12 protein-coding genes are annotated in these 12,639 nt (G+C 53.9%); 3 read left to right on the top strand and 9 right to left on the bottom strand.

All coding sequences use genetic code 11. The features are described 5' to 3' along the window. Positions 1 to 148 precede the first annotated feature (148 nt). From DWZ54_RS07930 to DWZ54_RS07940, 3 genes are read right to left on the bottom strand one after another with little or no spacing between them, the layout of a single operon-like run. Positions 149 to 1,000 carry a type 1 glutamine amidotransferase domain-containing protein gene (locus DWZ54_RS07930; RefSeq protein ID WP_199663302.1) on the bottom strand — a complete coding sequence of 284 codons (852 nt, stop codon included), beginning with the start codon at positions 998 to 1,000 and terminating at the stop codon, positions 149 to 151. Positions 1,001 to 1,041: 41 nt separating this feature from the next. Continuing rightward, the gene (locus DWZ54_RS07935; protein ID WP_118475368.1) at positions 1,042 to 1,383 is read right to left on the bottom strand and encodes a helix-turn-helix domain-containing protein; all 342 of its coding nucleotides are present in this window, start codon (positions 1,381 to 1,383) and stop codon (positions 1,042 to 1,044) included. Positions 1,384 to 1,441: 58 nt separating this feature from the next. Continuing rightward, the gene (locus DWZ54_RS07940) at positions 1,442 to 1,960 is read right to left on the bottom strand and encodes an SRPBCC domain-containing protein (protein ID WP_118475370.1); all 519 of its coding nucleotides are present in this window, start codon (positions 1,958 to 1,960) and stop codon (positions 1,442 to 1,444) included. A 209-nt stretch (positions 1,961 to 2,169) separates the two neighbouring features. Here DWZ54_RS07940 and DWZ54_RS07945 point away from each other — a divergent pair, with 209 nt between their 5' ends. Both DWZ54_RS07945 and DWZ54_RS07950 read left to right on the top strand, forming a co-directional pair. Further along, the gene (locus DWZ54_RS07945) at positions 2,170 to 2,664 is read left to right on the top strand and encodes a nitroreductase family protein (protein WP_118475372.1); all 495 of its coding nucleotides are present in this window, start codon (positions 2,170 to 2,172) and stop codon (positions 2,662 to 2,664) included. Between the two features lie 107 nt (positions 2,665 to 2,771). Continuing rightward, positions 2,772 to 3,422 carry a YitT family protein gene (locus DWZ54_RS07950; RefSeq protein WP_233541656.1) on the top strand — a complete coding sequence of 217 codons (651 nt, stop codon included), beginning with the start codon at positions 2,772 to 2,774 and terminating at the stop codon, positions 3,420 to 3,422. A gap of 121 nt (positions 3,423 to 3,543) precedes the next feature. On the opposite strand, the gene gyrA is transcribed toward DWZ54_RS07950, so the two are convergent. From gyrA to DWZ54_RS07965, 3 genes are all read right to left on the bottom strand, one after another. Beyond that, positions 3,544 to 5,970, bottom strand: coding sequence for a DNA gyrase subunit A (gene gyrA / locus DWZ54_RS07955; protein WP_118475374.1), 2,427 nt, complete (start codon positions 5,968 to 5,970; stop codon positions 3,544 to 3,546). A gap of 460 nt (positions 5,971 to 6,430) precedes the next feature. Further along, positions 6,431 to 7,327 (bottom strand): exopolyphosphatase, encoded by an 897-nt coding sequence (locus DWZ54_RS07960; RefSeq protein ID WP_367181021.1) that lies wholly within the window; start codon positions 7,325 to 7,327, stop codon positions 6,431 to 6,433. 47 nt (positions 7,328 to 7,374) lie between these two features. After that, positions 7,375 to 8,370 carry a pyridoxal-phosphate dependent enzyme gene (locus DWZ54_RS07965; protein ID WP_118475376.1) on the bottom strand — a complete coding sequence of 332 codons (996 nt, stop codon included), beginning with the start codon at positions 8,368 to 8,370 and terminating at the stop codon, positions 7,375 to 7,377. A gap of 180 nt (positions 8,371 to 8,550) precedes the next feature. Here DWZ54_RS07965 and DWZ54_RS07970 point away from each other — a divergent pair, with 180 nt between their 5' ends. Continuing rightward, complete coding sequence (locus DWZ54_RS07970; protein WP_118475377.1) at positions 8,551 to 8,817, top strand: SEL1-like repeat protein; 267 nt, start codon at positions 8,551 to 8,553, stop codon at positions 8,815 to 8,817. A gap of 324 nt (positions 8,818 to 9,141) precedes the next feature. Here the strand turns inward: DWZ54_RS07970 and DWZ54_RS07975 are convergent, their stop codons facing one another. The 3 genes from DWZ54_RS07975 to DWZ54_RS07985 all read right to left on the bottom strand — a co-directional run bounded on the left by DWZ54_RS07975 (position 9,142) and on the right by DWZ54_RS07985 (position 12,516). Beyond that, on the bottom strand, positions 9,142 to 10,542 hold the full coding sequence (locus tag DWZ54_RS07975; protein ID WP_118475379.1) for a pilus assembly protein TadG-related protein: 1,401 nt from the start codon (positions 10,540 to 10,542) through the stop codon (positions 9,142 to 9,144). A gap of 313 nt (positions 10,543 to 10,855) precedes the next feature. Next, a complete protein-coding gene (locus DWZ54_RS07980) occupies positions 10,856 to 11,209 on the bottom strand; it encodes a DUF192 domain-containing protein (RefSeq protein ID WP_118475381.1) in 354 nt (117 codons plus the stop codon). Between the two features lie 374 nt (positions 11,210 to 11,583). Further along, complete coding sequence (locus tag DWZ54_RS07985; protein WP_118475383.1) at positions 11,584 to 12,516, bottom strand: type II secretion system F family protein; 933 nt, start codon at positions 12,514 to 12,516, stop codon at positions 11,584 to 11,586. Between the last annotated feature and the right edge of the window lie 123 nt (positions 12,517 to 12,639).

Below are 12,639 nucleotides of genomic sequence, written 5' to 3' on the forward strand. Positions count from 1 at the left end.
TTTAGAATGATATGTGGTAATGTTTTCCATAGTGGTATATAGAAAATTTTACCACAAAGAGGGCCGCATACTCAATGAGCATGCGGCCCTCTTGTTTCTAGGGGTCGGTTATTTCACAGCCCCTTTGTGTAGGAGAAGATATGGGAATCTAGCACTCAGCTTGCAGGCTCTTGTCGAGTTCTTTGGCCAGCTCGAGGTCTGATGCGGGATTCTGGCCCGTGATGAGTTCGCGGTCATGGACGACATGGCTGCCGTACATGCCGTCGATGCGCATCTTGCCGCCCGCAATCTGCAGAGCTTGCTCGACGTGGAACGGCATCTCCGTGCCTTTCGCGACTTCACCCGGCCATTCCTCGGCATCCGAGAGAACCGTCATCTCATAGCCGCTGTAGATCCAGCCTTTGGAGGACGCTGCCATAGCGCCCTTGGCATCGTGCGAGACGAGCGCCTGGCGATACGCTGCGGCATCTGGCAAGGCGGCGAGCATCGCGGCCGGACCGTGGCAGATGAAGGCTGTCGGCTTCTGCTTCTCATGGAAGTAGCGCAGGATTGTGCCGAGATTCTCATCCTGCATGAGGTCTGTCATCGGCGCATGACCACCCGGCACAAAGATTGCCGCATACTGGTCGAGGCCGCCCTTGATGGCGTCTGTCAGCGAGATGGGCTTGAGGCCATCGACGAACGCCACCGCCTTGGAGCGGGCCGCTTCATCGCCACCAAAGAATTTCTTGTCGTTCGACCCCTTGTCCATGACGGGCATCTCGCCGCTCGGCGTGGCAAGCACGATCTCATAGCCGCGCTCTGCCAGATACTCCGTCGGCACGGCGAATTCATTGAGGAAAAAGCCGACATTCATGATGCTCTTATCGGCGAGCTCCATCTGAGACTGGCTCGAAGCCACGACGAGAATCTTGCCCTTGCTGGCAGCAGCCTCCGAATGGCCGCCAAAGAATGGCAGCATCAGCAGCGCTGCTAAGCACAAGAAAAGAACACGCTTCATAAAAATCCCTCCTGTTAATCTCATCTCCTGCCAGAGAGCCGTCATTCCTCAGCCCCGGGCAGTATTCTCTGCTTCATATTCACCTTGCCCCATTCGCACATCGCCTCGATGATGGGAGACAAACTCTGGCCGAACTCGGTCAGGCTGTACTCCGTGCGCGGCGGCACGACGGGGTAGACCTCGCGGTGGATGATGCCGTCTGCCTCGAGCTCGCGAAGCTGCTGTGTCAGCATCTTCGGCGTCGCCTGCGGGATCAGGCGGTGCAGTTCGCCATAGCGGTGCGTCCGCTGCATCAGGTGCCAGAGGATGATGCATTTGTATTTGCCGCCGATGAGGCTCAGTACCGCCTCCACCGGGCAGTGGAACATTGTCTCTTTTGCCATGATTTCTCCCCTATCCAAATGACTAGACGAACCGTTGCCTTGCACCAGCCTGCGGCCATCAGCCCTGATGTGCTGCCAGTACCGTAGCGGCGAGCCCGCGGACCCATTCCTGATGGCCGACATTCATCGGGTCCTTTGGGTCTTCGTGGAGCTCAGCTGCCGGCTTGCCCTTCTGCGACTCCTGCGTCAGGATGCGAACGCGGCCCTCTGAGAGGTCCTCGATGAGCCAGGCATGGATGACATCGAGACGGTGCTCTGCATCACCCTCTGCCCAGCCATGCCAGGCCAAACGGCCCGGCTGACCATCATGCGGTGCCTCAAACTCCGTGATCTCTGCCTCAATCGGGAAGCCGAACGTCTTGAAGCGGAAGCGCGTATTTGGTGCCAATTTTGTGCCCTCCGTATTGTCGAACTCGACATCGGCGACATTGCTGTAATACGTCGGCCAGATGCTCGTGTCGATGAGATTCGCAAATGTCTCTGCAGCGTCGATGCCCTTGACGATGACCTCATTCGAAGCGAAGTTGTCTGTCAACCCCGGCAGGTAGTCATGCGGCCAGTTGATTTCGTTTAACATAAATATCCTCCATTTATTTCGTCACATCTCATAGATTTTCCTTTTGCCGTAGCGGCTCATTTCAGCTGATGTATTCATTGTAGCTCCAAAGAATCTTGTTGGGAAGAATGCACTTTATTGTGTGATAGTACCCAAAAGGATATTATTGAGGATAGAACCGCATCTGCTATAATGAGAATAGATAACAACAAAATAGAAAGGATGATACCATGAATGCCATCTTCACACGCACGAGTATCCGCAAATTCGAGGATAAGCCCGTCGAAAAAGAGAAAATCGACAAGCTGCTGCAGGCAGCCTTCGTCGCACCATCAGCCGGCAACCAGCAGCCTTGGGAATTCTATGTCGTAACGGAGCGCGAGACAATTGAGGCGCTTGCCAAGACGAGCCCCTATGCCATATCGGCAGCCAAGGCTCCCGTCGTGCTCGTCATCGCCGCCCGCAAGGACGTCATCTTCCCAGGCATCACGGATATCGACTGTGCGATTGCGACGGAAAACATCTGGCTTGAAATGGAAGAGCTTGGCCTCGGCGGCGTCATGATGGCTGTCTCTCCCGTCCCCGAGCGCATGGAGGCCGTCCGTCAGATCCTGAGCCTGCCCGACAATCAGTACGCCTTCGCCCTGCTGCCCTTCGGCTACCCCGTCGGCAAGAAGCCCCAGGTCGACCGCTACGATGCCAGGAAGATCCACTGGATTGAATGATTGCCGTGACACAAAAGACGAATGACATGATAAAAACATGCCATTCGTCTTTTTCTTTGTCTGCCGGGCATTGTATAATAAAAAAAAAACGTGAAAGAAGGGTTTATTTGTCTACACCAAAACGTTACCTGCTGCTGATCCTGGCTGTCATGATCCAATCGGCCGGCATCGCCCTCGTCGTCAAAAGCCTCTTAGGCACGTCGCCGATCTCCAGCCTGCCGTATGTCCTGAGCCTGATCTTGCCGTTCACCTTCGGCCAGACGACATTTGCCGTCAACATGGTCTTCGTCGTCTTCGAACTCCTGATGCTGCGGCGCGACTTCCCGACAGTCTTCTGGCTGCAGATTCCCGTGACGATCCTCTTCGGTCTCTGCATTGACTTTTTCATGCAGCTCTTTGCCATCATGCCGGATTTCTACCCGCTCCAGATTGCCCTCTGCGTGCTCGGTACCGCTCTCGTCGCGCTCGGCGTGGCCGGACAGGGCATCGCCGACGTCCTCATGCTCGCCGGTGAAGGCGCCGTCTACATCTTTGCCCATAAATTCCACATCGACTTCGGCAAGGTCAAGGTCGGCAATGACATCAGCCTCGTCGTGCTTGCGGCCATCATCTCGCTGCTGACCATGGGCACCATCGAGGGCATCCGCGAAGGCACCCTGATCTCCGCGCTGCTGACCGGCATCATCGCCCGCTTCTACCTGCGCCACCTGAGCCGCATCGACGCCCACGGACGCATCTACCTTTCTCCACACAGATAAAAAGAAAAGGCTATTCCCCGAGCAGATTGCTCAAGGGAATAGCCTTTTTACATGATTCAGTTCTCGAAGATATCGGCCCGTGTGATATCGAAGATGTGGTCAAGCACGGATCTTCAATTCATCAGTTCTTCTGATCCATAACGGCCATCGAAGCGACCGTATCATTCTCTGCCGTGGACATGAGCTTGACGCCCTGCGTGTTGCGGCTGATGACCGAGATATCGGAGATGTTCGTGCGGATCACGATGCCTTCCGTCGTGATGAGCATGAGCTCCTGGTCGGGATGAACGACGCGCAGGCCGATGACATCGCCGGTCTTCTCCGTAACCTTGAGGTTGATGAGGCCCTTGCCACCGCGGTTCTGCGTGCGGTACTCGCTCGTCTCCGTGCGCTTGCCATATCCCTCGGCCGTAACCGTCAGGACCTCGGCATTCGGCGACAGCGTATCCATGCCGATGATCTCATCACCGTCGTTGAGGCTGATGCCCTTGACGCCGCGGGCAGCGCGGCCCATCGCGCGCACATCGTCCTCGGAGAAGACAATGGCCATGCCCCACTTCGTGCCGAGGATCATATCGCGTTCGCCGTCCGTGAACTTGACGCCGATGAGCTCATCATCGTCATCGAGATTGATGGCATTGAGGCCGCCCTTATGCAGGTTCTTGAACTCGACAAGGCTCGTCTTCTTGACGATGCCCTTTTTCGTGGCCATGAACAGGTAAGCATCTGGATTGAAGCCCTTGACCTGGATGACTGCCGTGATCTTCTCGTCCTTTTCAAGCTGCAGCAGGTTGATGATGGCCGTGCCCTTCGCCGTGCGGCTGGCCTCGGCAATCTCGTATGCCTTGAGATGGTAGACGCGGCCACGGTTCGTGAAGAACAGGATCGTATGATGCGTCGTCGTGATCAGGAGATTCTCGACAAAATCCGTCTCCTTCGTCCCCATGCCCTTGATGCCCTTGCCGCCGCGGTTCTGGCGGCGGTACGTATCGAGCGGCATACGCTTGATGTAGTTGTTGTGCGTCAGCGTGATGACGACATCCTCCTCCGCAATGAGGTCTTCGACATCAATTTCGCTCGTATCAACCGTCAGGCGCGTGCGGCGGGCATCGCCGAACTTCTGCTTGACTGCCGTGAGCTCTTCCTTGATGATGCCGAGGATGCGGCTCTCATCGGCGAGGATGGCCTTGTACTCCTCGATTGCCTTCAAGACTTCCTGATACTCCTCTTCGATCTTCTCGCGCTCGAGGCCAGTCAGGCGCTGGAGACGCAGATCGAGGATGGCCTGAGCCTGCTTCTCGGAGAGCTTGAAGCCTTCCATCAGAGCTGTGCGGGCAATGTCGGCCGTGCGGCTCTCGCGGATCGTCGTGATGACGGCATCGAGATGGTCGAGGGCAATCGTCAAGCCTTCCAAGATATGGGCGCGTGCTTCTGCTTTCTTGAGCTCATAGCGCGTGCGCCGCGTGATGACGTCTTCCTGATGCTTGATGTAGTAATGCAGGACTTCCTTGAGGTTCAGGATTTTCGGCTTGCCGTCAACGAGTGCCAGCATGATGACGCCGAAGCTGTCCTGCAGCTGCGTATGCTTGTAGAGCTGATTCAGGATGACGTTGGCATTGGCGTCGCGGCGCAGGTCGATGACAATGCGCATACCGCCGCGGTCCGACTCATCACGCAGATCCGTGATGCCCTCAATCTGTTTGTCGCGCACGAGCTGCGCAATTTTCTCAACGAGGCGGGCCTTGTTGACCTGATACGGCAGCTCTGTCACGATGATGCGCGGCTTGCCGTTCGACATCGTCTCAATGCGGGCATTGGCGCGCATCTTGATGACGCCGCGGCCCGTCGTGTACGCCTGGCGGATGCCGTCCTTGCCGAGAATCAGGCCGGCCGTCGGGAAATCGGGGCCCTTGATGACCGTCATGAGCTCCTCAACGGAAGCGTCCGGATTATCAATGAGCATCAGCGTGCCGTCGATAACCTCGCACATGTTGTGCGGCGGGATGTTTGTCGCCATGCCGACGGCGATGCCGCTTGTGCCGTTGACGAGCAGCTGCGGGAACTTCGCCGGCAGTACCTCCGGTTCCTTCAAGGACTCATCGTAGTTCGGCGCAAAATCGACCGTTTCCTTGTCGATGTCCTGCAGCATGAGTTCCGCAATCTTCGACATACGGACCTCGGTGTAACGCATGGCAGCCGCCGGATCGCCGTCGACCGAGCCGAAGTTGCCGTGGCCGTCCGCGAGCATGTAGCGCATGGAGAAATCCTGCGCCATGCGCACGATGGCATCATAAACGGAAGAATCGCCGTGCGGATGATATTTACCGAGGACTTCACCGACGATACGGGCCGATTTCTTGTAGGGCTTGTTGGAGCCCATGCCCGCTTCCTGCATCGCGTAAAGGATGCGGCGGTGTACTGGTTTCAAGCCGTCCCGGACATCCGGCAGTGCACGCGCAACGATGACACTCATGGCATAATCGATGTATGAGTTCTTCATCTCGTGTTCCAGATTGACCGGCACGATCTTTCCCTGTCCAAAATCCACAATCTCACCTCAAAATCTAAAAAATAAACTCATTTTTTACAAAATCATTTAGCATTTAATTATACCATTTTCCCGCTCAAAAGTCCACAAACGCCCGTCTCACAAGGGCTGAACAGTCCTACTATCCCTTTTACAAATTTCATGATAGAATAAACTGTCACGACCTCAACGGGTGAACCGGAGAGGAGGGGTGTTTCATGTGTTTGTCCGACATATTGGCTTCTTTCCTCATCAGTATTGCTGCAAGTATCATTGCACATTATTTGATTGAGTGGTTGGAACGGATTAGCCACCGTTCGTGACTTCCAACCTAGTTAATCATTTCCCTGTATCTGCCTAGTCATCAGATACGAATAAGGCCCGCCGGGTAGTCAAGCCGGTGGGCCTTTGGGTTTTCATGATGTTGTCCGACATCATTTCCTATTCATATTGTAAGCCAAAAAAAATGATTCGTCAACATTTACCGCCCCAAGACTTCAGCGTAGATGTAACCTTCACGTACGCCTGAATCACTGTAGGTGATGACCTGGCTGTGGAAACGGCTTGCAAGCACTTCGGCGATGATGAGCCCCGGGATGACTGTATGCATGCGCTCCGGCACCGTGCGCATCAGCATCACTGTCATCTCCTCCGTCAAACCATGCTCAAACGTGAAGCGGCGGACGATCTCCGAGAGCTTCGCAGCCTCCATCTTCACATTGTCCTCAGGCTCATGGAACAGCGCATTGTAGAGCGCACAGGCCCCTTTGAACGTGCCCCCGATGCCGGCAATAGCCCCTTCCTTGACATCCTCGAAGCCATCGGCCGCTGCGAGCGTCGCCCGGGCCTCTTCGCGCATCGCCTGGCACTCCTCCGCCGTCGGCAGGACGCCTGCGACATACTTCGTATAGAACGCCAGCGAACCGATGGGCAGGCTGACCTTCTCCTGAATCTCACGGCCGCGGTACACGACGATCTCCGTGCTCGCACCGCCGATATCGATGAGCAGGCCGCCCTCAGCCGTCAGGCCATGCGTCGCCCCGATGAAATCGTACGTGGCCTCCTCATCGCCCGTGATGACGCGGATGGGAAGCCCGGTACGCCGCTCGATCTCCCCGACGGCCGCCTGACTGTTCTTCGCATTGCGCAGTGCTGCCGTCGTAAAGGCCACCACATGCGTGATATTGAAGTTCATCAGGAAGCTCTTGAACTCCGTCAGGATCTCCACCGTCTTATCGATGCCCTGCTGCTGCATAACGCCATCCTTGAGATACGCCGCCAGCCCGACCGTATGCTTCTTCTTCATGAGCATCTCCACATGCGTGCCCTCGATGAAGTAAATCGCCATACGCACAGTATTGGAGCCAATATCAATCATTCCGTATAACAAACTTCTCGTCCTTTCTCATCTGCCATGCGTCATTATCACCGTTTGAGCCCATTGCCCGTCAGGGGAATGACGACCTTGTAATTATCCGGCTTGCCGTCCTTGAAATACTGCACGGCACCTGCCAGAGCCGCTGCCGACGTCATCTCGACATAGACGCCGCGATGGCCAAGGTATTTGTGCGCCTTGAGAATATCCTTATCCGCCACCGTGATGGCATCGCCATGCGAGAGCTTCAGAACGCGCACGATATCGTTCATGCGCTTCGGTTCCGAGATGCGGATGGCCTCGGCAATCGTCGAACGGCGCGGTCCCTTCGGCAGCCCATGGAACGCTTCATAGACCGGCGCACATTTCTCCGACTGCACCGCCACGAACTGCGGCAGGCGGCCGATCTCCCAGAAGCCGAGGAACAGCCCCAAAAGCAGCGTGCCATTGCCGACCGGCACGAAGATGTAATCCGGCACATGCTCGTGCAGCTGATGATACATCTCATACGCCATCGACTTGATGCCCTCAAAGAACAGCGGATTGTAGACATGCGACGCATAATACGCCTCGCCGAGATTCTGCTTGACGGCCGCGCACGCCTTCATGCGCCCGTTGGCCACCTTGACGATCTTCGCGCCATATGCCTCGATCTGAGCCACCTTCTCCTGCGAGATATCATCCGGCACGTAAACCGTACACTTCATATCTGCTGCAGCCGCATAAGCAGCCATCGACGCACCGGCATTGCCCGAGGAATCGAGCGCGATTTCCTTGATGCCGAGACGATGAAGCTCATTGATGAGCGTATACGCTCCGCGGTCCTTGAAGGAACCCGTCGGCTGCAGATTCTCGAGTTTCAGCAGGAAATCCAGCTTATCCACGGTAAATGGCAGCAGCGGCGTCTCGAACTCCCCGAGCGTGATGCCCGAGGCCAGCACATCCTCGGGATCCTTATGCAGGCTCAGCATGCCCCCGCATTCACAGCGGTAAAGATGCGTATTCAGCGGATATTCCTTCTTGCATGTTTCACAATAAAAGTACATGTGAATCGCTTCCTTTCTTGCGACAAGCGCTCACGCGTCGATTCCTTGAACTCACGATCTTATTATTATAAAGAATTCGTCACGACGCCCCCGTTCCCCTGTCAAGTGCAAAATAAACTTTCCAGGAATCTCGCCCCCTTCTGACCGGCAGCCTCGGCCGCCCCGGCACGCTTCCCCAACATGCACGGCAGCGTGCTCGCAGGCGCCCTTCTCAACCGCGGCATCAATTCCTACAAAGCCGGCCACTACGAAGCCGCCCTCCACGACCTTTTCATCGCGGACAAGCAGGGCCATATGAAAGCTGCCCGTTACATCGGCCTCTGCTATGAAAACGGCTACGGCGTCAAGAAAGACGTCAAGAAGGCCGCCGAATGGTTCCACAAGGCAGCCAGCCGTGGCGACGAAACTAAGAACGCCCCGAAACCATCCCCACGGGCCAACGCATGACCTACACCGTCGACGGCTTCCCCGTCACCTACATCGACACCACAACAGCCACCCGATAAGAAAATTTCTCCTGCCCTCTATTGAAATACGCCCCCATTTGTTGTAATATAGTCATGGGAGGCCTACTACATCTAGTATGTGGTAGGTGGCAGAAGGTATAGAGGCGGCAAAAGCGGGAACGTTCGGTTGTTCCCGCTTTTGTATTGTAAAAAAGACATCTCTAAGGATGATAACCCAAGAGATGTCTTTTTTGTTGCTTAAATGAAAAATCCCAGCCGTCCCCTAAAGGGGAAGGTGCCCTGAAGGGGCAGAAGGGGTGATTGCTCAATCCCAACTTAATCCATCCGGTGAAGATACCAGTCTAATTGGACTATCCTTATCAACTGATGTGCCTGAATTGCCACCACCAGAATTATTTTTCTTCATAAAATCTTTATAAATAAATGTTCCCCTACTCCCCTGCACATCAATTATTGGAGATACAATCGTTCCAATAAACTTACTATCTCCACAATTTATGTGTGTGCCTTCCCATTGATTAGCATAAGGGGCATAAATAACACCTTTAAAAGTATGTCCATTCAATTCTAAATGAATTTTTGGTTTCTGAGGACTTTTTCTTGAATCAATACAAATGATTAACGGCCTGCCTGTATCTGCATACACATCTATATTGACAATATCTGGATTATAACCTGTTTTTACATAAATATATATGGGATCGTCTGATTCTGGCAACGACTTGCTAACGGAAATACGAAAATTATTAACATTATTGACGGATATCTTATCGCTGTGAAATAAAGGATTATTGGGATTTACATCTATATTTCCTGAAACAGGATGTACGTCTTTCATTAAATTCTCCATATAATCCGTAAACGTATCATATGTATAAGGTTCAAATGTTGCCTTTCCCCATAAACCAGATTGTAATGTTCCATTAGAGGAAAATTTAGCACCTTGATTTTCATCAAAAAGATCTTTAACAGTATTCCCTTCTTCTTTTGCAGCTGATGTAAAATATCGATCTAATCGTTTCTCATATTCCGAATCCCATTTTGCTTGGTCACTATATGTAATCTCTCCTGGCTGCAGCGTTGGAGATGTATTTCCCACACCATCAGTATATGCAATGCGTCCATCAAAAACAGTACGTACAACATCTTTTGCAGGGACTTTCTGATTATCGGGATTATCTCTATGACGAATAACATCCGGATGTTCTATTGAATTCGTACAAGAAAATCTATATTGGAAAATAAATAAGTTATTAAAGAATCCCGGTGTGTCTGTATTTTCATTCATCTCAATAGATGCTATACTATCGGCTTCAACAGTCTGCGTTTTCTTGATAAAACTCAAGAAATATAATGGTACTTCTTTGGAAAGTTCCACACGATAATACACCTTTTTATTAAATTCTTTTGCTTTATATTTAGGCACATTAATATTTTCATCAACAGCTAAATTATGATATTGACCAATAATATATTCTTTTGCTCTTTCATCCGCTTTTGGATGACTATCTACCTTCTCGTTATTCTCTGCATATGCTTTCGCACCGGCTAAAACAGCAGCATCCGCCGCATTCTGCAAACGCTGATGCTGCACATAGAGATTGCCAAAGTCAACAGCCAGTCCCGTGAACGCGATGATAAAAGGCAGCAGAAAAGCCGTCAGGACCAGTATGGCTCCTTGTTGCGCGTGTATCGGTCTGCCCATGACGACTCCTTCTTTCCTAATACATCAATAAAATCCTACGACTCCAGTATAGCAACATCCCCCTGCACAGGCAAGAAAAAGACCTGGTCACCAAGACCTCTTCCGCCGCTCCGCGGTCCCTCTTTTCCCTAACGGGAGACGTCTAATCTGCCGCCCCAGCATCTGCAAAATCAATGTACCGAGGATACTCCCCAGAATGCTGGCAAGCAGCGAAATACGTCATCTTAGACTGATTACGTCGATCTCTCTTGGCCGAATTCAAAAGTTGCCGGATAGCAAAAAAGTCAGACACGATGTTTTGTCGAGCCTGACTTTATTTTTGTTCTTGGAAGGTAAGGATTTGTCCCGGCTTTAGGCCCAGGGCGTCGGCCTGACCGGCGGTCATCTCGAGGACGCTGTGGGCTTGCCAGCAGGCGGAGAGGCCGAGCCAGGGGCGCAGGTGGCGGGTGATTTTAAGGATCTTGCCTTGCTGGTCGAGGTAGACGGCGTCGATGGCGAAGCGCATGAAGCACATGTGGATGCTGTTGCAGGGCGTGATGAGGAGCCCTGTCGCGGGCGGCAGAGGGCGGCGAAACATCAGCCCCGCCAGGCGCGTCCAGAATGTGTCGGCCATATGGACCTGGATATTGCGACCGTTATCCGGATGGATGAATATGCGTTGCTTCATGCGCTAAATTGTCCTTTCTGTTTCTTTCATCTGCCGCATGCCCATGGCCCTCTTCCGGCCCTTCGGGCCACGTTCTCCGGGGATGCCCCCGGCATCCCGCGCTTCGCGCCCGTGCGCGGGGAAGACTTGGCTTCCCCTCTGGGGAAGCTGTCGCGCAAGCGGCTGAAGGGGCGACTGTTCGCATGAACATACGGGCTCACTGAAAAGTAATCCTTAAAGATTGAATTTCAGCGTGGATTGATGCCAGAAACGTTGATGCCAGAAACGTTGAGCTCCCCTATCGGCCCTTTGGGCCACTTCCCCCAAAGGGGGAAGCGTCGCTAAACAGTCATTGTCTTTTCGCTGAGGAAAAGGTTCACAATGCGAATGAGGTCTTATAAATTCTTCAGCAGGTAAAGCAGGCTTGGAACGAGGGTGACGACGAAGATGGCGGGGAAGATGAAGAGGACGAGCGGGAAGACGATTTTGACCGGGGCTTTCATGGCCTGGGCTTTGACGTATTGGCGGCGGCGTTCGCGGATGTTGTCGGCCTGGTTCTTGAGGGTCTTGCCCATGCTCGTGCCGAGGCGTTCGGCCTGGATGATGGAGGTCATGAAAAGCGAGACATCCTCGAGGCCGCAGCGGTCCGCGAGGGCACGCATGGCGGTGCGGCGCACGACGCCCATGCGGATATCTTCCTGCAGGCGGCGGCATTCGTCGATGAAGGGGCCTTTCATGCGAGCCGTGATCTTGGCGAGGGCGGCGTCGAAGGAAAGGCCGGCCTGCACGCTGACGCAGAGCAAATCGAGTACCTGGGGCAGCTGGCGTTCGATTTGTTTCTGTCGGCGGTCAATGGTGGTATTGAGGAAAACAACGGGCATCAGGCCGCCGAGAAGGCCCAGCAGGAAGACCATCATGGTTTTCTGGATGGGCGCAAAGGAGCCACCGCGCACGAGTACGGTGGCAAAGAGCCACATGACGACGGCACCGAGCAGGCAGCTGCCAAAGAATTCGGCGACGCCCCATTCGCGGGATTTGCCGGCAAGTACGAGGCGTTTCTGGATGATGGGGCGCAGGCCCTTGGGCATCAAGTGCTCGGCCATTTCTTCCAGGGTCTGTTTGAAGCCGCCTGTTTGGGGCGCGGATTGGACGGTGGAGACGGCTTCATAGGCCGGTACGGCAAAGGGGTCGTTCGTTTCGTCCATCGTTTCCAGGCTGGCCATGCGCTTGCGGATGGTGGTTTTGGGCTGTACGATGCTCCGGATGATGCCGAAGAGTACGAGGAAGATAATGGCAGTCAGCGATATGGCAAATAGTACTTTCAGCATCGGTTCGCTCCTTTCTTGGTTCGCGTTTCATCGGCGTTTTATGTCAGAGACGTTTGATTCCCCTTCAGTCGCTTGCGGGCCACTTCCCCCGAAGGGGGAAGCTGTCTCGCAAGCGACTGAAGG

Source organism: Mitsuokella sp. AF33-22 (assembly GCF_003475755.1).
Taxonomy (GTDB): domain Bacteria; phylum Bacillota; class Negativicutes; order Selenomonadales; family Selenomonadaceae; genus Mitsuokella.

What these genes read in the sequence shown, in the direction of transcription:
- DWZ54_RS07985 (WP_118475383.1), bottom strand. Translation starts at nt 12,516, where the DNA reads ATGCTGAAAGTACTATTTGCCATATCGCTGACTGCCATTATCTTCCTC.
- DWZ54_RS07970 (WP_118475377.1), top strand. Translation starts at nt 8,551, where the DNA reads ATGCACGGCAGCGTGCTCGCAGGCGCCCTTCTCAACCGCGGCATCAAT.
- DWZ54_RS07945 (WP_118475372.1), top strand. Translation starts at nt 2,170, where the DNA reads ATGAATGCCATCTTCACACGCACGAGTATCCGCAAATTCGAGGATAAG.
- DWZ54_RS07940 (WP_118475370.1), bottom strand. Translation starts at nt 1,960, where the DNA reads ATGTTAAACGAAATCAACTGGCCGCATGACTACCTGCCGGGGTTGACA.
- DWZ54_RS07930 (WP_199663302.1), bottom strand. Translation starts at nt 1,000, where the DNA reads ATGAAGCGTGTTCTTTTCTTGTGCTTAGCAGCGCTGCTGATGCTGCCA.
- DWZ54_RS07960 (WP_367181021.1), bottom strand. Translation starts at nt 7,327, where the DNA reads ATGATTGATATTGGCTCCAATACTGTGCGTATGGCGATTTACTTCATC.
- DWZ54_RS07935 (WP_118475368.1), bottom strand. Translation starts at nt 1,383, where the DNA reads ATGGCAAAAGAGACAATGTTCCACTGCCCGGTGGAGGCGGTACTGAGC.
- DWZ54_RS07980 (WP_118475381.1), bottom strand. Translation starts at nt 11,209, where the DNA reads ATGAAGCAACGCATATTCATCCATCCGGATAACGGTCGCAATATCCAG.
- DWZ54_RS07965 (WP_118475376.1), bottom strand. Translation starts at nt 8,370, where the DNA reads ATGTACTTTTATTGTGAAACATGCAAGAAGGAATATCCGCTGAATACG.
- DWZ54_RS07975 (WP_118475379.1), bottom strand. Translation starts at nt 10,542, where the DNA reads ATGGGCAGACCGATACACGCGCAACAAGGAGCCATACTGGTCCTGACG.